Origin of the sequence: Paenibacillus xanthanilyticus (assembly GCF_042682185.1) — a bacterium.
In the GTDB taxonomy this organism is placed as follows: Bacteria; Bacillota; Bacilli; order Paenibacillales; family Paenibacillaceae; genus Paenibacillus_Z; species Paenibacillus_Z xanthanilyticus.
The window spans coordinates 1208885-1227514 of sequence record NZ_JBHUHA010000001.1 but is presented as its reverse complement, the minus strand read 5'-3'; the positions used below and the strand labels follow the sequence as shown (position 1 = coordinate 1227514).

At 59.6% G+C, this 18630-nt stretch carries 15 protein-coding genes; 11 read left to right on the top strand and 4 right to left on the bottom strand.

Annotation, left to right across the window (positions count from 1 at the left end; translation table 11 throughout):
• Positions 1-223: 223 nt before the first annotated feature.
• The 3 genes from ACFSKT_RS05075 to ACFSKT_RS05065 all read left to right on the top strand — a co-directional run bounded on the left by ACFSKT_RS05075 (position 224) and on the right by ACFSKT_RS05065 (position 6489).
• Positions 224-4042, top strand: coding sequence for a fibronectin type III domain-containing protein (locus ACFSKT_RS05075; RefSeq protein WP_377718971.1), 3819 nt, complete (start codon positions 224-226; stop codon positions 4040-4042).
• A 141-nt stretch (positions 4043-4183) separates the two neighbouring features.
• Entirely contained in the window at positions 4184-5005 is an 822-nt protein-coding gene (locus tag ACFSKT_RS05070; RefSeq protein WP_377718970.1) for a phosphatase PAP2 family protein, read from the top strand.
• Positions 5006-5589: 584 nt separating this feature from the next.
• Positions 5590-6489, top strand: coding sequence for a hypothetical protein (locus ACFSKT_RS05065; protein ID WP_377718969.1), 900 nt, complete (start codon positions 5590-5592; stop codon positions 6487-6489).
• A gap of 186 nt (positions 6490-6675) precedes the next feature.
• Here ACFSKT_RS05065 and ACFSKT_RS05060 read toward each other — a convergent pair whose 3' ends face one another.
• The gene (locus ACFSKT_RS05060; RefSeq protein ID WP_377718968.1) at positions 6676-6891 is read right to left on the bottom strand and encodes a hypothetical protein; all 216 of its coding nucleotides are present in this window, start codon (positions 6889-6891) and stop codon (positions 6676-6678) included.
• 255 nt (positions 6892-7146) lie between these two features.
• Here ACFSKT_RS05060 and ACFSKT_RS05055 point away from each other — a divergent pair, with 255 nt between their 5' ends.
• Positions 7147-7293: a hypothetical protein gene (locus ACFSKT_RS05055; RefSeq protein WP_377718967.1), complete on the top strand. Its 147-nt coding sequence runs from the start codon at positions 7147-7149 to the stop codon at positions 7291-7293.
• Between the two features lie 13 nt (positions 7294-7306).
• Here the strand turns inward: ACFSKT_RS05055 and ACFSKT_RS05050 are convergent, their stop codons facing one another.
• Entirely contained in the window at positions 7307-8152 is an 846-nt protein-coding gene (locus tag ACFSKT_RS05050) for a helix-turn-helix transcriptional regulator (protein WP_377718966.1), read from the bottom strand.
• 215 nt (positions 8153-8367) lie between these two features.
• On the opposite strand from ACFSKT_RS05050, the gene ACFSKT_RS05045 reads away from it, so the two are divergent.
• From ACFSKT_RS05045 to ACFSKT_RS05015, 7 genes are all read left to right on the top strand, one after another.
• Positions 8368-9864, top strand: a complete 1497-nt coding sequence (locus ACFSKT_RS05045; RefSeq protein ID WP_377718965.1) for a tagaturonate reductase — start codon at positions 8368-8370, stop codon at positions 9862-9864.
• On the top strand, positions 9857-11350 hold the full coding sequence (locus ACFSKT_RS05040; RefSeq protein WP_377718964.1) for a UxaA family hydrolase: 1494 nt from the start codon (positions 9857-9859) through the stop codon (positions 11348-11350). Before ACFSKT_RS05045 ends, ACFSKT_RS05040 begins: the two co-directional genes overlap by 8 nt.
• 186 nt (positions 11351-11536) lie before the next feature.
• Positions 11537-12733 carry a tetratricopeptide repeat protein gene (locus tag ACFSKT_RS05035; protein ID WP_377718963.1) on the top strand — a complete coding sequence of 399 codons (1197 nt, stop codon included), beginning with the start codon at positions 11537-11539 and terminating at the stop codon, positions 12731-12733.
• A gap of 31 nt (positions 12734-12764) precedes the next feature.
• Complete coding sequence (locus tag ACFSKT_RS05030) at positions 12765-13493, top strand: glycosyltransferase family 2 protein (RefSeq protein WP_377718962.1); 729 nt, start codon at positions 12765-12767, stop codon at positions 13491-13493.
• On the top strand, positions 13490-14614 hold the full coding sequence (locus tag ACFSKT_RS05025; RefSeq protein WP_377718961.1) for a glycosyltransferase family 4 protein: 1125 nt from the start codon (positions 13490-13492) through the stop codon (positions 14612-14614). Before ACFSKT_RS05030 ends, ACFSKT_RS05025 begins: the two co-directional genes overlap by 4 nt.
• Positions 14615-14638: 24 nt before the next feature.
• Positions 14639-14764 carry a hypothetical protein gene (locus tag ACFSKT_RS05020; protein WP_377718960.1) on the top strand — a complete coding sequence of 42 codons (126 nt, stop codon included), beginning with the start codon at positions 14639-14641 and terminating at the stop codon, positions 14762-14764.
• A gap of 91 nt (positions 14765-14855) precedes the next feature.
• The gene (locus ACFSKT_RS05015; protein WP_377718959.1) at positions 14856-15593 is read left to right on the top strand and encodes a class I SAM-dependent methyltransferase; all 738 of its coding nucleotides are present in this window, start codon (positions 14856-14858) and stop codon (positions 15591-15593) included.
• A gap of 69 nt (positions 15594-15662) precedes the next feature.
• Here the strand turns inward: ACFSKT_RS05015 and ACFSKT_RS05010 are convergent, their stop codons facing one another.
• Positions 15663-16703: a glycosyltransferase gene (locus ACFSKT_RS05010; protein WP_377718958.1), complete on the bottom strand. Its 1041-nt coding sequence runs from the start codon at positions 16701-16703 to the stop codon at positions 15663-15665.
• Between the two features lie 27 nt (positions 16704-16730).
• On the bottom strand, positions 16731-18605 hold the full coding sequence (locus ACFSKT_RS05005) for a tetratricopeptide repeat protein (RefSeq protein ID WP_377718957.1): 1875 nt from the start codon (positions 18603-18605) through the stop codon (positions 16731-16733).
• Positions 18606-18630: the final 25 nt, after the last annotated feature.

The following is an 18630-nucleotide window of genomic DNA, read 5'->3' as shown; positions in this document are numbered from 1 at the left end:
GGCAGCACGAAAAGTTTAGAAAGCTAGAACACGGCAGATTCCGAGGCCGGCCAGTAGGCCTGCGAGCGGAATCTGCTTTTTTTTTGCGCTTTCATACCAAAAAATTAAACGAAATTTAATCAAAATATAACCACTAATGGAAGTGGATGGGGTTTAGTCGGTATGGTATGATCTGAATGATACAAAATGTATCATGAAATAATGAAGGAGGTTAGGTTACATTATGTTGTCGAAACTTCGCACGCTGCTCAGCCTGATCCTTGTTCTGGCCATCGTCGTGCCGCCGGCAGCGTTCGCCGAGGAGGCAGCTTCTGTCCAGTCGGCGCCATCCTTGGCGGGAGCCGAGCAAACCCCAACGCCATTTGAACAGCAACTAGTTATGAACGCGGCGAATAGTGATTCGCCTGTCCAGATTTTCGCATTCTCAACCAACAAAACAAGCGTGGTGAACGGAACGCATGTCGTCGACGGCAATTTTATTGCCAGGGTCAATGTGAACACCGCATTAGTGGTCGATAGCGTCAGTATCACCATCAACGGCAAGAAAACAAACATGGTGCCGGGCTACCCGAATTGTACGTCCCCTTGCGAAACGTATGAAGCCGCCGTTGACATCGCTGCCCAACCGGGAGGCGAGAAACAAGCCGTCATCGCCGTGGCGACGGCGTCCGGAACGTATGAACAGGCCTTCTCCATCATCCATCACAATAAAGCCTACTTCAATATCGAGTCTCCTTCGACGTACCTTGTTGCCGACCCTAGCTTACATGTGAAAGCGAGCTGCGAAGACGGCAGGGGCTATGACTGCAAAATCAAGCTCAAAATCGCGTACGGCAGCAGCGGCGAAGGCTTCCAGGTCACTGACTTTCAATCTTCGATCGATCAAGACATTCATTTGGATCGCTATTTCAATCAATACATGCAGGAGTTCGAAACGATTGTTCTGGAATTTACGGCGATCGATTCGTTGGGTCAAGTGACCACGCAGTCGAGGGCGATTGGGGTCCAAGCGAACCCGAACGCCGACAAAGTGTTCGATTTAAATAACGAGCGGTTGATTGACGCCGATTTGGAGTCCGGAAAACTGCTTTTGAGCTCGGGCAAGATTAAAGATTTAAACTCCGGAGAAATCACATCGCCTCCAGCGAGCGTAAATTATACGACCGGATATCTTCTTGATCAGGGCGTTGCGTATTACGATTACGGCAAATTAAGCGTATGGTCATGGGCGACCAACAAGGTAGTGACTTATGGATTCGGTGATTCGAATTGCCTAGACTTCGAAGGCGACTACATCGCATTCTGCACCCAAACTACGAATACGCCGTACCGGACTGAACTCCGGGTGACGCGCGTTTCGACCGGACAAGTGGATCTAATTGAGACGGCGGGTTTCGATAGTAAATCGATTTCGGTATCGGAGAACGGGGCCGTTCTTTATACTTCCACCGACGGTTCGCTCAAACAATACAAGAACGGGACAAGAACGATCGTGGCCGACGGAACGGCCCAGCCCGGGGGAGCCGCCGCTTCGACGAACAAGGGAGATATCGAAGGCGACACAATCGTCTATGAGCGAAAAACGGCAGATAGAGCGGAGCTCTTCGCGATCCAGCCGAACGGAGGCAAGACGACAATCGAAAGCAGCACGGTCTTCGATAAATTCGATTCGATCTTTATCAAGAACGGTTGGATTTATTACAATGCGACCGACAACGAAGGGGCGGATTATACTTATGTGATCGCGCCATCGGGAGACAAGGAACGAATCTACCCGCAGTTGGCCGGCATCGAGGCCGTATCGGACAATGGGCAGCTCATGACCCTACCAGGGTATCCGCTGGGGGGCAGCCATTACTTGAGTTACGTGTTGAACGGCAAGCGCGAGCTCGTGCCGATGGTCTCTCACCGGGCCGATGTCCGTTGGACGGACGGCGGCTGGCATGCCTGGGAAGGCGGGGCTTTGTTCAAGTTAGTGCCGCCGCAAGAGCTGAATGCGCCGGTATGGCCGGCCGGCAGCAAAATCGAGATCGTCAACGAAGACAGCACGTCCATCGAACTGGCCTGGAATGCGGCTTATGACGATTCGGAAATCGCGGGATACCAAATTTTTACCCAGCAAGGATTAATCGATCGCGTGCCGGCCGCAACGAGGCGTTATACTTTTGACAAACGGCTCTATTTCAATTCGAGCACATTCAAGATCATGGCGATCGACCCTTACGGCAATGCCGCCGAGCTGGCGGGACCTGCTTTGAGTTGGACGCGCGATATTACCAGACCGAAGTGGCCGGCGGGAAGCGCGCTTACGGCAAGTCAAACGACGACCCGATCGACCGAGCTGTCTTGGCCGACGGCCACGGACCCCGAGGGCGTGACGGCCTACCGCGTGTATAAGGGTCCGTATTTGGTTGCCGAGGTCCCGGCTTCCGAGCATACGTATGGCATCGACGATCTGAAGCCAAATACGTCTTATACATTCCGGGTTACGGCTGGCGACAAGAAGAACAACTGGTCGGACGAATTGAAAACAACCATACGCACGCCGAATGAAGCAGATACGACCGCGCCGGCTTGGCCGTCCGGCAGCAAGCTGCAAGCAGCCGACATTACGCCGAACGGCGCGAAGCTGACGTGGAATTCTGCGACCGACAACGTGGCGGTTACCGGCTATCGGATCTTGAACGGAGCGAACGTGATTGCAACCGTGACCTCGCCGCAGCTGTCGACGACGTTGACGACGCTTGCGCCGAACACGACGTATACGTTCGCCGTCGCCGCAGGCGACGCGGCGGGCAATTGGACCAAAGGGCCGACGTTAACGTTCAAGACGGCAAGCGTGCCGACGGATAACTTGAAGCCGAATTGGCCGGCGGGCAGTCACGCGATCGTGACGGGGCTGACGGGAGGATCGGTCTCGCTGGAGTGGACGGCGGCGCTGGATAACGAAGCGGTGACGAGCTACCGGATCACGAGCGGAACGGCCACAGTAGGCGAGACGCCGGATGGCGCGACGCTCGCGTGGACGGTGACGGGGCTTACGCCGAAGACGGACTACGAGCTGAAGATCGAAGCGCGGGACGAGGCGGGGAATTGGTCGACGAACGGCCCGACCGTCTGGATCCGCACGACGGGCGAGGCGGACGCGCAGGCGCCGGCGTGGCCGGAAGGCAGCGAAGCTTCGGCGGAGTCGGTGACCGCGACGAGCGCGGTGCTGAAGTGGACGGCGGCGACGGATAATGTGGCGGTAGCCGGGTACCGGATCAAGCAGGGGGAGACGGTGCTGGCGGAGACGAACGGGCCGGCGGTAACGCGAGCGCTGGCGAATTTGAAGCCGGCCACGGACTATGCGCTGACGATCGAAGCGGACGACGCGGCGGGCAATTGGTCGGCGGACGGCTTGACGGTATCGTTCAAGACGCAAGCAGCCGAACCGGAAGGAGACAAGGCGCCGCCGACGTGGCCGATGGGCAGCAAAGTCACTTCTGGCGGCACGACGCCTTACATCGCCTTGATCAGCTGGACACCGGCAGCGGACAATGTCGGCGTGACGGGCTATCGGATTATGAACGGTACGACCGTATTGGCGGAAGTGGACGGAAATACCCGGACGAGGGGAATCGAAGGTCTCACGCCGAACACGGAATACACGCTTACGGTGGAAGCGAAGGACGCGGCGGGGAACTGGTCGACGGACGGACCGTCCGTCACGGTGAAGACGCTGCCGAAGGACGCGCCGGCACCGGATACGGAAGCGCCGACGTGGGCGCCGGGCAGCAAGGCGACCTCCGGCGGCACGACGCCGCACATTGCTTTGATTAGTTGGACGCCGGCAGTAGATAACGTCGGCGTGACGGGCTACCGGATTACGAGCGGCGAGAAGGTGGTTGCGGAGGTAGACGCAACCACGCGCACGAAAGGCATTGAGGGGTTGAGATCGAATACCGAATATACCCTAAAGATTGAAGCGCGCGATGCGGCAGGCAATTGGTCGACGACTGGCCCCTCCATTACGGTAAAAACGCTGCCAATAGCAAGTTGATTCCGTTCCAGCTAGCAAAGGTCCTACTCAAGGGCCTTTGCTTTTTTTATGATAGCTTGTTCGTCATGTCGGGTTCCGTGATAGAATAGGGGCAAACGAGAACCTTTACGGTAAATCGGTTGACAAGAGAGAAATGCGGGGTTGAATAAGCTGGACACCAAGACAATTTACTGGATGATGAATATCGTTTTTCTGGCGGTGGTCATCTCGGATTACCGTCGCGATCGGAACGAGTCGACCTGGAAGCGGTTCTTGCCGCTTGGTCTGCCGCTGCTCGTCGTGATTGGCCTGTTGTTTCAATATGCGGCGCCGTTCTGGTACTGGTTCGTGGCCCATTGGTTGGCCGACGGGCATCTGTGGCATTGGGACGACGCGTTCCGGGCCATTCCGTTCAACGACGGCGCGATCTTCCGGGCCGTTCAGCCGGAGAGCTTCACGTGGTTCATGCGATGGATCTACGACTACGGCTTCATTATGGCGTGGGGCGCCGCGCTGCTGCGCAGCTTCCTGGCGAAGGACGCGCTCAAAATGATCCGCTACACGCTGTCGAGCCACATGCTGCAGCTTCCGTTCATCGTGCCGTTCTACATGACGATCCTGCTGAACGAAGTCTGGTTCGTCCTGGGCGAGCCGGACGGCATGGCGCGGAGTTTGGCGGGCGCCGAGCTGCTGAGCACGGTGCGCAACTGCTTCCCGAGCATGCATACGTCCGTATCGTTCGCCGTCCTGCTGCTGGCGCTTCGCGAACGGGGCAGGCTGTTCAAATGGATCATGGTCACGTACTGTTCGCTCGTAATTTACTCGACGCTCTATCTCACGATCCATTGGGTGTTGGACGTGATCGGCGGGTTGGCGTTGGGCGCGTTCACGGTGTTCGCGGTGGACAAGCTGATGGCATGGGCGGAACATGCGGCAGCCAAGCGGCGATCGGCGGGAAAGACCGAGACAACGCTCGCAAAGTAAAATCATATTGCGGGGCATGAACGAAAAAAGGCCATTTCGGAGAACTCCGAAAATGGTCTTTTTGTTTTTGAAACTAAGAGGAGGGGGCCGATTGTGAACGCAAAAAGAACGCAAACCAATCAGCTGTAGCTGAATGCTGCATGCCCAATCTTTGGATTGAGCACGCAAACCAATCAGCTTTGGCTGAATGCTGCATGCCCAATCTTTGGATTGAGCACGCAAACCAATCAGCTGTAGCTGAATGCTGCATGCCCAATCTTTGGATTGAGCACGCAAACCAATCAGCTTTGGCTGAATGCTGCATGCCCAATCTTTGGATTGAGCACGCAAACCAATCAGCTGTAGCTGAATGCTGCATTCCCAATCTTTGGATTGTGAACGCAAACCAATCAGCTTTGGCTGAATGCTGCATGCTCAATCTTTGGATTGAGCACGCAAACCAATCAGCTTTGGCTGAATGCTGCATGCTCAATCTTTGGATTGAGCACGCAAACCAATCAGCTTTAATGATAATCTTTTAATCTTTCGCACCCCCTTGAACCGGGAATCACCCTCGAACCTCCTAAGCGAGGGGAGCGATTGAGATGGAAACGAAACGTTGTTTATTTTGCGAGCAAATCGTGCCGGCGCGGCTGGTAGGCGAGGAATTGCTGTTCGAGGGCTGCTTCTGCGCGCCTAATGGCCAGTACCGATTGCAGCACGATTATTACGCGGCCGGACAGGATGCCGGGTTTCGGGCAAAGTCGGAATTATTCCCGCTCGTGTCAGGCTATATCCGCGAACGGACGGAATATGAGGAAGCCGTCGCGTTAACGGAGGAGACGATTGCGTCGATCCGCACGTCGCCGGATGTGCCCGGTTCGATCGAAGAGAAGGCGGTCCGCCTAATTCGTTATTTGTACCGGAACGCGGAGGGGCCGGACATCCCGGTGTTTATCCATCGTTTGACGGAGCGGTACAACCTAACCTATTCGCCCAATTTGCAGGAATTTATTTATATAATCGATTGCTTGCGGCAAGAGGGAATGCTCGAACGAAGCGGCTCGTCCGTTAAGCTGACCGCGGAGGGATGGGCGAAGGCGGCCGAAGCCGAAGGGAAGCAGGGAGCCAAACGGTGCGCCGTACTGCTGCCTCGCGACGAGGAGCTGCGCCAAGCGTGGATCGACGATATCATTCCGGGACTCGAGCGCATCGGGTATCAGCCCATGTTGGACACATGGGGAGAACAGCGGAGCGGGCAGGAGGATGCGGCGACGATGCTTGCCGGGTGCAAATTCGCGATCGCGGACGCAACCGGACAATCGCCGTCCGTGTTCTACGCGGCAGGTTTTGCGCAGGGCAATCGCATCCCGGTGATCTGGACGGTGAGGCAGGAGCAGGCGGAAGGGGTAAGCGTCCCGCCGGGGCAAGCGCGCCCGATCCGCTGGTCGGACACGGAGGAGCTCGCCGCCAAACTGCAGCTGCAGTTTCGCAAGGGGGAGTAGAGAGAATAGATAGAGCGTGGGTGGATCGACTAGCGCCGCAGACATTGCGCCTGAAACCGCAAGCATTTCGCCTGAACCGCAGGCGTTGCGCCTGAACCGCAGGCGTTGCGCCTGCGGCGCTTTGTCGTGATAAGCAGAGGAAGGAACGCATGCGAATCGGAAGAGCGCGGGAGGGTCGAGCGAGGGTTAAAGCTGCATGGCGAGCGATAAGCCGGGATTATTGATCAGACGTCGTTTCAGCATCGTATGCAGCTTTGGTTTGGCGGCCTTGATGGCGAGGACCGTCTCGACGACGGGGCCGCGGCTGCGCTGGAGCGTGCAGAGCAGCTCCACGCAGCATTCGAGGTCGCGCGTGCTTTCGTTGAGGGAAGCAAGCTGTTTGTGGATCAATTCGGTGGTCAAAACGTGTCACTCCATTTCGGGGGTTTTGTTACGAGGTGTTTGTATCATAGCACGGCCGAAATCGTATTTTCTGTAGCGAACGATACAAAACCAACTGATTTTGCACTCTTTAGATAGTCTTTAAGTGAGAGGCCCCTAAGTCGACTTTTGAACAACTGCTCTAACATAACCGGCTAGCGCCGCGACGGGCGCTTATCTTCCCGCATAATCTGCGGCAACGGAACAGTCGAGACCAAGGGAACGGGAGGGAAGCGGATGAAGCTGTCGCAATTGGCGCGCGTGCTGACGTTCATGTCGGAGAATAAAGGCATGAAGAAGATGGTGGCGGACTTAAAGGTGATGTCGAAGCAGGTAGGTCCGGCTCTGCAGATGCGGGAGGAATGGAAGAAGAAAGGGAGGTAAGAAGAGAAGGGAACTAGCGCCTTGGCGGCGGTAGTTCCCTTCTTTCATTCGTATCGTCCGCGGCGGCATGGCCTCGCCGGTACGATGAGGGCGTCGTGTCCGTCAACGCCTTGAACACTCGGTGAAAATGGGGAATACTCGCAAACCCGCACCGATCCGCGATGTCCGCGATCGTGCCGTCGGAGCCGGATAGCAGCTCCTTCGCCCGGATGATGCGTTTCGCATTGACGTAGTCGGTCACATTCATGCCGGTGAATTGCTTGAACGTCCGCGAGAAATGCGAGGCCGATACCGCTGCCGCGTCGGCGAAGGCGGTCAAGCTGTGCGGCTGCTCCGGCGCCGCGTCGATCGCATGGAGCGCGCTCCGAATCCACGAAGGGCCGTGCAGGCTATCAGCCGGTCGGTCGGCGAACTGCCGGTTCAAGTAACGGCCAAGCCGAAGCAGCAGCCTCCCGAGCTCCAGCCGAATAGCCGCGCGATAGCCGGCTTCGCGGCTCTCATGCTCCGCCTGGATGGTATCCAAGCCCGACTCGATCGCCTGGCGAAGGTCTTCCGGAAGCTCGAACCGATGACGGCTTTGCCGGCGGGCGAGATCGAAGCCTTGCAGCAGCGACCGCCCGTCGTCATAGGGGCCGCCTTCCATCAGTGCGGGCGCGAAGAAGACCGCCGTCGAGACGATCGGATCGGCTTCTTCCGGGAACGCCCGGTGAACCGTGTTGCCCGGGATGAGGAACAGGTCGCCGGGCTTCTTATCGTAGAGCGTCTTATCGATGAAGAACGTGCCGCTGCCTTGATGGACGTAGACCAGCTCGAAGCGGTCGTGCAGATGATCGGGAAGTTCGTGCTGCGGATGCTTCACAGCTCGGTGAATGATATGGAAAGGGAACAGCGGATCACCGAAAAAAGGTCTGCGGAAAGGCTCCAGCTTTGGTCAACTCCTTCCCCTCAATTTTCTACCTCCAGAATATCAAAATACAGTACAATTATGCAATCAGACGCAATATGATTCGCATTTTTGATTATTTATAATGGAGGTAGCATATAACGAAAGCGATTGCAAAGGGGAATGGCGAGATGAACACGTTAAGCGAACGGACGCTGGGCTCGGCGGCGCGCGAAACACGGGAAGCGTTGAAGCAAGCGCCGGTGACGATTCTGCAGATCGGCGAAGGAAATTTCCTCCGCGGCTTCGTGGATTGGATGATCCACGCTTGCCGGGCGCAGGGCTTATACGAGGGCAGTATCGCGGTCACGCAGCCGAGACCGGCGGGCAAAGCGAAAATCGACCAGCTGGCGATGCAAGATGGCGTCTATACCTTAGTGACGCAAGGTCTCGAGAACGGCGCGGAGGTGTCGCGCAAGGAGACGATCCAGGTGTTCTCCACCGTCTTCGATCCGTATTCGGAGTGGGAACGGCTGCGCGAGATCGCCATCAGCCCCGACCTCCAAGTCGTCGTCTCCAACACGACGGAGGCGGGGCTCGTTTATCGGCCGGAGGAGCTGACCGACGGTCCGATTCTCTCTTATCCCGGCAAGCTCGCCTATTTGCTGCACGAACGATTCCACGCGTTCCAAGGCGATCCGGGCAAAGGGCTCGTGCTGCTGCCCTGCGAGCTGCTGGAGCGCAACGGCGACGCGCTGAAGGAGGCGGTGCTGCGATATGCCGAGGACTGGCAATTCCCGGAGGCGTTCAAGACGTGGGTCGTTGCGCATAACCGGTTTCTGAATTCGCTGGTCGACCGCATCGTGACGGGGTACCCGGATGAAGCCCGGGCCGAGGCTTGGTTCGCCGAGTGGGGCTACCGGGACGCGATGCTGTGCACGGCGGAGCCGTATCACCTGTGGGCGATAGAGGCCGAGCCGGAGATGGAGGCGCTGCTGCCGTTACGCAAGGCGGGGCTGAACGTCCACTGGACGGACGATCTGAAGCCCTACCAGCAGCGGAAAGTGCGGATTCTGAACGGCGCCCACACCTGGATGTCGCCGATCGGGATTTTGCACGGCGTGGAACATGTCCGCGAGCTGCTTGAGCACCCTGTGCTCGGCGCGGAGGTGCGGCGGACGGTGCTGGAGGAGATTGTGCCATCACTCCCTTACGATGCCGATGAGCTGCGCGGCTATGCGGCCAGCGTGTTCGACCGGTTCGGCAATCCGTATATTCGCCACCGGCTGGCGGACATCGCGATGAATTCGATCAGCAAATTCAACGCGCGCCTCCTGCCGTCGATCCGCGACTATGGGGAGTCCGGCCGACCGATTCCGCAAGGACTTGTATTAAGCTTGGCCGGACTGCTCCGCTATTACCGGATCGAGAAGCAGGCGGACGGTTCTTATGCGGGCCGTTCGTTGAGCGGCGTTCCGTACGCGGTGCGCGATGACGCGCGGCTGCTGGACCGGATGGCGGGACATTGGGAGCGGCAGGATTCGGAGCAGCGGGAGCTGGGCGACATCGTCAGCGGCCTGCTCGCGGATGCCGAGCTGTGGGGGACGAACATGTCCGTCTGGCATGACTTGAGCGGATCGGTATCGCGAGAGATTGAACGTATGGAGCGAGGTGACCGCGATGTCTGATTGGGTGCGGTTATCCAGCCGGGATCAGGTCGTCATCGCACTGCGTCCGATCGCAGCCGGCGAACAGCTTGAGCTGGAGAATGGCAGGATTCTCGTCGCGAGAGAAGATATTCCCAAAGGCCACAAGGTGCTGACCGAAGCCGTAGCGGAAGGCGCGGATGTCTTCAAATTCGGTTATTCGATCGGAAAAGCCAAGTCCGACATTGAGCCCGGCGCATGGGTGCATACCCATAACTTAAGGACGGGGCTTGGCGCCATTCTCGACTATAGCTACGAACCGGCGCTTGACGAGAAGCAGATCCCGGCGGAGCCGGAGGCGACCTTCCAAGGCTACGTGCGTCCGAATGGCGAAGTTGGCATTCGCAACGAAATTTGGATCATTAATACGGTCGGCTGCATTAACAAGACGTGCGAAATTCTAGCCAAACGCGGCGACGCCCGAGCCGAAGCGCCGGTGGACGGGGTGTTCCATTTCGCCCATCCGTTCGGCTGCTCCCAGCTCGGCGACGATTTGAAGTACACGCAGCGGCTGCTCGCCTCGCTGGTGAATCATCCGAATGCGGCGGGCGTGCTCGTCGTGGGACTCGGCTGCGAGAACAACGGCATCGGCTTATTCAAAGAGGCGATCGGCGATTACGATCCGCGCCGCGTGAAGTTCATGAGCGCCCAAGAGGAAGAGGATGAGCTGGAGCAGGGGCTCGCGCTAATCGATGAGCTTCTCGCGTATGCCGGCACGTTCGAGCGGGAGCCCGTTCCGGTGTCCCGATTGAAGCTGGGTCTGAAATGCGGCGGATCGGACGGGTTCTCCGGCATTACGGCGAATCCGCTCGTCGGCACGATCGCCGACCGGCTGACGGCGGCCGGCGGCACGGCGATCCTGACCGAGGTGCCGGAGATGTTCGGGGCGGAGACGATTCTGATGAACCGCGCAGCGGATGAGGCGGTGTTCCACGATATCGTGACGCTCGTGAACGATTTCAAGCAGTATTTCGTCCGGCACGGTCAGGAAATCTACGAGAATCCGTCGCCGGGGAACAAGGCGGGCGGCATCAGCACGCTGGAAGAGAAGTCGCTCGGCTGCACGCAGAAAGGCGGCCGCGCGATCGTCCGCGGCGTCGTGCCCTATGGCCAGCGGACGCGGGGGAACGGCCTTCAGCTGCTCGAAGCGCCGGGGAACGATCTCGTCTCCGTCACCGCGCTGGCGGCTTCGGGCGCGCATGCCGTTCTGTTCACGACGGGTCGCGGCACGCCGTTCGGCGGTCCGGTGCCGACGGTGAAGATCGCGACCAACTCGGATCTGGCGCGCCACAAGAAGAATTGGATCGATTACAACGCGGGGCGGCTGCTCGAAGACAAGGCGATGCCCGAGATGACGGATGAGCTGTGGGCGCAGCTGCTTGACCTGGCCTCCGGCAGGTACAAGACGCACAATGAGCGCAATGGCTTTCGCGAGATCGCGATTTTCAAGGACGGCGTCATTCTATAAGCACGAGTTCAACAAGTCGACCATTCCGCTGAACAACCTTTATAACTCAACGCAGGCAGGCATGTTCCCCTTATCAGGGGAGCATGCCTGTTTTGTGTATAACGGCATGATTTGGCAGCTTTGCCGATATATTTAGAGAGGACCGTGCCAGGCCAACGGCCGGGGAGAAGGAGGCTTACGATCCGCATGAATATCGTGTTTTTTCCCGATCAGCCCTGGGAATCGTTCGCGCACCGGCATATGGCGAATTGGCTTGCTCCTCTCGGCGCCGTCTATGCGGCATATCCGGCCGGAGGGACCGCCCCGGCGGACAACGTCCGGATCATAAGCTACCGCGAAGCGGCGGAAATGGCCGCCGAAGATAGCGCCGCTTTCGTCGCGCATCCGTACGCGCCTACCGTCGTCTCGATCTTCCGCTATCCGATCACGGTCGCGCTGCATGTCGAGGCGCCGGAGGGGGCATCCGCGCGATGGTACGAGCACGCCAAGCGGCTGAAGGCCGAGGCGGACTTCATCATCACCGATTCGGAACGCGTCTATGCGGAATTGCTGTTTCAGTACGAATCGGTGCTGATCATCGGCTCGCCGCGGGAATCGACGGACGCAGCGTGGCCAGCTCGAGACGGAGAAGCGCTGCTGGACGCGCTTGCGCTGTGCCGCGATGGAAAAGCGATCGATTTCGTCATGCGGCGGCAGTGGGATGAGCAGCTGCGCTATTATGAGCGGTTAGCGGGACTCGACGATTCGCAGGAGCTTGTTTGGTATCTGCAGTCCTTCTATCGGTATTTGTTGGGGGAAACGGATGAAGCGGCCGCCAGCCTGCAGCAATGCTACGCGGCTTGTCTCCTGGCGTCCAAGCCGGATGCGCTCGCCTCGCGATTTCGATTCTTGGCGGCGATCCGGCTGCGCGGCGGCGAGCTGGAGCAGGCGCTCGACGCATATGGCATTACCTGCACGACCGAGGAGGACCGCGCCCGTTATGAACGGCTTTTGAGGCTATATGGACAGGGCGAGAAGGCTCTGGTCAGGGGCGAGCTGCTGCTAAATGTCGGCGATGCGCGATCGGCCAGAAGGCTGCTCGCGGCGAGCGCCCATCCGGATGCGCGGCGGCAGCTGCGATCGGCCGCCGCCTCGGCAGGCGATCTGCGTGCGATACTCGGGACATACGGAGAAGACCCGATCGAAGCGGCGAATTGGCGGGAACTCGCGGAACGGGAACTGCTGCTCGGGCAGCTCACGTTAACGGAAGGCGACCGCAGAGGCGCGATGCGTTCGTTCTGGCGCGCGGCAGCGCATACCGGCTCCTATCGGGATCTGTTGGAGCTTGGGGATATCGACAGGGAGCTTGCTCGCGTGCATCCCGCGGTCAAGGCGCTCGTCTAATGGCGGCGCATGTGGGAAGGGGGGACGATCGGTGAACAACATACGACGCGGCGCCGGCAATCGCATCCGCGCCTACATGCAGGTGCGCAACGAAGCGGACCGTTATTTGGAGCTAGTCCTCCGCGAGCTATCGGCATTCGTGGACGATATCGTCATCGTCGACGATGCCAGCACCGATGATACGGTGAAGCTGTGCCGATCCTTTCCGAAGGTCGCGCGGATCGTGGAGATGACGGAATCGCATTTCGGCCGGGAATCGGAGCTGAAGGTGCGGCTGTGGAAGGCGGCATGCGCGGATAGCCCGGATTGGCTGCTCGCCATTGACGCTGACGAAGTGTTCGAAGACCGGATGAAAGCGGAAGCGCGGGCATTGGTCGATCAGGACCGCTACGACTGGGTTGGCTTTCGCATGTACGACTTCTGGGGGAGCGAGACCCATTACCGCGAAGACGACTTGTGGCGCCTTCATCATCGCCATACCGCCGCGCTCGTCCGGTATTTGCCGGGGTATTTTTATTTCTACCCGTCGCGGAATCATCATGCCCCCCGCATTCCGATCACGTACGGGGCGCTTCCCGGGTATTTGTCCGACATCCGGATCAAGCATTACGGCTGGGCGGGCGACGAAGCGGAGCGGCATGGCAAATATGAGCGCTATCTCGCGCACGATCCGGACGGCAAGCTGGGCAATGCCGCGCAGTATGCTTCGATTCTGGATCCGAATCCGCGGCTGGTCGAATGGAAGGAGGAGGAACGGTGAGCAAGGTCGGCATCTTGACCCACAGCTTCGCCGATGCGTACAATGGCCGGCTAGACCGAATATTCGGCGGCGGTCTGGAGCGGTACATCTTCAATTTGTGCGGCGTCATTCGTGAGATGGGCGCGGAGCCGGAGGTGCATCAGCTGTCCTTTCAAGGCGATTTCGACCGGACGGTCGAAGGCATTCGCGTCAGAGGCTATGCATGCGCGCCATCGGTCCGCGAGGCGTTCGGCCGCATGAGCCGGGAAGCGGAAGGCCGGCTTATCTATTCGAGCCAGATGTGGACGATGCTGGACTATCAGCCGGGCAGCCTTGGCATTTGCCATGGCATCAACTGGGACGAACCGCGGATCGATGGGGCGCCGAAGGAAGCGGTTCGCCAAGCGATCCAGCACGCGTTAAACGAGCTGGCGATGATCGTGACGGTCGATTCCCACTTTCTCACCTATTGCCGTTCCGCGTGCAGGTACGACGACCGGGAGAAGGTGCGCCTCATTCCGAACGCCGTGGATACGGAGGTTTTCTACCCGGCCGGCGAACGCGCGAATTCGGGCGAGCTGCGCGTGTTGTTCCCGCGGCGGATCAGCGTGGAGCGCGGCATTGTACCGATGATGCTGGCGGCCGATCGGCTGCTGGAAGCCTATCCGCAGGCGACGTTCGAATTCGCGGGCGAGACGATTGCCGGCGATCCGCTGTGCGAAGCCTTTCGCATCTGGCTGGATCGGCACCCGGAGCAGGAACGGCTGCTGCATCGGGTGTATCCTTTCGGCCAAGTCGCGGAGGCCTATCGGCAGGCGGATATCGCGGTCATTCCGAGCGTCTTCTCCGAAGGGACGTCGTATGCCTGCCTTGAAGCGCTCAGCAGCGGCATACCGGTCGTGGCGAGCCAAGTAGGCGGGTTGAACGATTTGATCTTGAACGGCTACAATGGCCTGCTCGTTCATCCGAGCGAACAGGAGCTGGCGGGGGCGATCGGACGGCTGATCGAAGATGCGGATCTGCGTCTTCGAATGGGGGCGCGAGCAAGGGAAACCGCCCTCGCCTTCGGGCAGACCGAATGGCGAGCGAAGTGGAAGGCCGTGCTGACGACGTTTCTTGCCCGTTCGCACGTCGCGGTGTAGACGGGAATCCACCCGATAGCTGGGGTGGACCTTGTCCTGCTCACCCACAATGTATCGACCGAGAACCCGGTGCTGGATATTCTCATGCTTGTGACGGTCATGCAGGCTGAGGATGCGGAGGCGAACGGGGAGAAGGCCGAATCGCAGTGAAGACGGGCAACCGGTTCATTGTTACTTTGCAGAACGCGCAAACGTCGTCTTCGGTCAGCTGGATTGAAACTTAATCGGGGAGTGGCCTTCATTGCAGAACAACGATCAAACGCAGGTATGGGATAAGATTTGGTCTGCGGAGCCTTCGTATCACTGGGACGCGCTGAGTCTGTCCATCTATAATGAGCTGCGCAAGCGTTCCGGCGAGCTTAAGGGGAAACGCGTGTTGGAGGCAGGTTCGGGCTCGGGCAAAATTTCGCTCTGCCTCGCGATGGACGGCGCGGATGCGGTGCTCGCGGATTACTCGGAGCTGGCGCTCAGCCAGAGCAGCCTCGCGTTCCGCCGGAAGGGGAGGACGGCGACGTTCCTGCGGGAAGATATTCGGCAGCTGTCCCTGGCCGACGGCGAGGTGGAGCTGTGCTGGAACGCGGGCGTGCTGGAGCACTACGAGCGGGAGGATCGCATTCGGATCGTCGCGGAGATGGCAAGGGTCACGCGTCCCGGGGGGCGCGTCGTCGCGTTCGTACCGAATGCCCGCTGCCTGCCGTATCGGATGGGCAAAGCTTACGCCGAGCAGACCGGCGCATGGGGATATGGGTTGGAAATCCCGCTGGAGTCGCTGCGGGAGGAGTTCGAAGAGGCGGGGCTAGCGGGAATCGAGGAGTCTACGCTGGCGTTCGAGACGGGGCTGGATTTTTTGGATTTTCTACCGGAACGGGAAACGTTGAAGGCCGCGATGCGGGAGTGGGCGCAAGGGCTCTCGGAAGCAGAGCGTGCGGCGTTCCCGGGCTATCTGATCGTCGCATCCGGCAGGGTGCAAGAGCGGTAAGTTCATCGATACGTCAAGAGGCTCCGCGCCCGCGGAGCCTCTTGACGTTCGCCCGACTTATGGGGGGCGTTATCCCGGGATGCGGCTCCGCTGCCGGATCGCCTCCGCAACGGCGCGCGCCCGCTGCGCCCAGCTATGGCCGGCTGCCGCTTCCTGCCTGGCGGACACGGATGACGAGGATCGGTCGGTCACGAGCGCTTCGTCAAGCTGCGCGGCGAAGGCGGCGTGTTTGCCGGAGGGGGCGACTCGCACGACGTCCCCGTGCGCGAGGACTTCGCGGAGATCCGTCGATACCACGGGCAGGCCGGCCGCCAAATATTCATACATCTTGATCGGATTAGCGTGTTCGGTCAGCTCGTTCTTCACGAAGGGAATGATCGCCGCATCGAACTGTCTTGCGAATGCCGGCAGTGATTCGTATTCCTTGTCGCCCAGCCAACGGACGTTCGGCATCGCCGCGAGCGCGTCGGGGATCGGGTAGCTGATGGCGCCGATGAACACGAACAGATAGTGCGGCCGGTTCTGCGCGAGATATAGAAGGAGCTCAAAGTCCAGCCAGCCCGCCACGGCTCCCCAGAAGCCGATGACCGGTGCGGTGGAGCCGGCGAGATAGACGGCCTCCTCTTCCTTGAACAGCGTGGGGCCGAGTTTGTCCGCCGCTGGCTTGAACAGCTCCGTCTCCGCCCCGTTGCGCACGAGCAGCGCGCGGTCGGTGAGGATGGAGGCTTCCGCGAACAGCAGCTCCGAGGCGCATAAGACGAGATCCGCTTCTTTGATTTTGCGTTCCTGCCAAGGCTCGAATATCGCGAAGGGACCGACGGTCGCATCGGCGAGGTCGCAGACGAGCAGGGAATGCGAGAAGCGGTGCAGCTCATCCAGATAAGGGCCGTGAGATACCCACATCGTATACGTACGCTGCGGCAGCGCCTGAATATCTTGGCAGATGACGAAATGATCGTTGAGCCGGATAAAAGGCCGTTCTTTATTCTGCGTCACGTTGCAATACACGACGTCGAAGCCAAGCAGGCTGAGCTGGTAGAGCAAATGCTGCGGACGCTGGCGATGCGGGAGGAAATCGAAGCAGGGCAAATACAGAATCGGGTCGGTCATGTGCGTCATTCCTTTCCTCGGATGGGTTCAGAACAACGGAATCGTTAGACTCCGATATAGCCGGCGCGCACCGTTCTGGTCGATATGTGGAATGGTATTCGCCAAATGCGGCGGCAGCAGATGCCGGGCAAGCAGCGAATTCGTGAGCGCTAAAGCAGCCGCAATGTCGGGCGCGGGTTCATAGGCCACGTTCGCTCGCTCAAGCCATGCGGCCCCCTCCTTGTAAAGGCCGGCATGCGCGGCAAGCGCGCCGAGGGAGGCTTCCATGCTGGTCGGCAGCTGTGTTAGTTGAGCGCGATGCAGAAGTGAACGAATGAAGTGCGCCGGGGCGTCTAAGCAGGCATAGAGCCGATGAACGGGCACTTGAGGAAAACCCGAATCCGGCGCAAACGCCTCCATCCAGATCGCCAGCGCCTCCCATGCCCGCATTTGCAGGAGCACGTCTTGGCAGCGACGATAGACCGGCTCCGTGAGCGTCCCGGCAAAATCCGGAGGTTCGATGCGCGCGTTCGGTTCGGCGGACATGCGTTTGGCGCGCAATCCCCAGTCGACCCACAGCCGTTCCGTCAGGTTAGGCGCATGAGCAAGCTCGATTCCGGCTAAATCCGCATCTTGGCGAGCAACCATCATGGCCGACCGGATGACGGCATGTCTGGAACGCACTTCATCCGGTGCCAGCTCCCACATCCGTTCGGCCAGACCATCGCCGCGTGCATATAGCGTCTCTTGCAGAAGCGCGAGCCATTGGCGCGGCGGAATGAATGCGCTTCGTGCCGCAAGCAGCTCCAGGAGCGGCTGTTCCTGATCGAGGATGACGGCAAGCAAGGAAAGCCGCGACCAAGCCGGCGCGTAATCCGGCCGCTGCATCAGGGCTGCGGCGTACTGGGAAGCAGCCTCGGCATAGTTTCGGAGCAGTTCCTGCGCCATGCCGGCGAGGTGCGCGCTGCGGTAGGTGCCCGAGCCGGATAACGAGTAAGGCGGCTGGCGCTGACCGCTTCGCTTCCATGACCGGTTCAGCAGCAGCAGCGCTTGCTCGGGCTGACGGCGTTCGATCCATTCGCCTGCCGAGAAATCGAGCAGCTCGGGATGGTTCGGTTCGCTCGCCAGCGCCTGGTCCAGCAGCGGGAGGGCTTCGTTCGTCCGGCCAGTCTGCTTCAGCGCGTATGCGGCTTTGATCGTCAAATCCGCCATGGGAAGGGCCGGGCTGGGCTTGCGCTGCCCCGCGGCTTGCAGCTCGTCGAGCAGAGGCAGCAGCAGACTAAGCGCGTCCGCGTACTGTCGCTGCTGGTACAGCTCTACGGCATAGGCATAACGCAGCTCCGGATCCTCGGGCGCCTTGGGGAGCGCTTCGCGAATGATCGCCATGTTGCGCTGCGTTTTGTTTTTCTCCCGGAGTACCGGATTCAGATAGCCCTCGTGCAGGACGAGCAGCGGCGATCTCAGCACTCGCGCATCCGGCAAGGGCAGGATGGAGGTCAGCGTTTGCTCGTGAATCGGCCGGTCGAACCGGATGCGAGGATCATTACGAAACAGGCGGCACGCCTCGTCCGTCATCGATTCCCCGCCGGGGTCGTCGCCGATGAAGCTTCGAATTTGGATCGTGTACCCGTGCACGTCGGTACGCGAAGTCAGCGCCTTCAAGCAATCGGCTTGCTCCGGCGCTAGCCGCTCGTCGGCATCCAGGCACAGAATCCACGGCTTCGACGCCAGCGCCAGCGCCCGGTTGCGCGCACGGGCGAAGTCGTTCTCCCATGGGACATGCACAACGCGAGCCCCGTAGCCAAGGGCGATGCGGACCGTATGATCCAACGAACCCGTATCCACGATGATGATTTCGTCGACGAGTGCCCGGACGGAGGACAAGCAGGCGGGGAGCCGCAGCTCTTCGTCTCTGACAATCATGCATAATGAAATCTCGCTCGTCATC

Coding starts and splice junctions, on each gene's coding strand:
- ACFSKT_RS05075 (WP_377718971.1), top strand. CDS start 224: ATGTTGTCGAAACTTCGCACGCTGCTCAGCCTGATCCTTGTTCTGGCC.
- ACFSKT_RS05065 (WP_377718969.1), top strand. CDS start 5,590: ATGGAAACGAAACGTTGTTTATTTTGCGAGCAAATCGTGCCGGCGCGG.
- ACFSKT_RS05055 (WP_377718967.1), top strand. CDS start 7,147: ATGAAGCTGTCGCAATTGGCGCGCGTGCTGACGTTCATGTCGGAGAAT.
- ACFSKT_RS05045 (WP_377718965.1), top strand. CDS start 8,368: ATGAACACGTTAAGCGAACGGACGCTGGGCTCGGCGGCGCGCGAAACA.
- ACFSKT_RS05040 (WP_377718964.1), top strand. CDS start 9,857: ATGTCTGATTGGGTGCGGTTATCCAGCCGGGATCAGGTCGTCATCGCA.
- ACFSKT_RS05035 (WP_377718963.1), top strand. CDS start 11,537: ATGAATATCGTGTTTTTTCCCGATCAGCCCTGGGAATCGTTCGCGCAC.
- ACFSKT_RS05010 (WP_377718958.1), bottom strand. CDS start 16,703: ATGACCGACCCGATTCTGTATTTGCCCTGCTTCGATTTCCTCCCGCAT.
- ACFSKT_RS05005 (WP_377718957.1), bottom strand. CDS start 18,605: ATGATTGTCAGAGACGAAGAGCTGCGGCTCCCCGCCTGCTTGTCCTCC.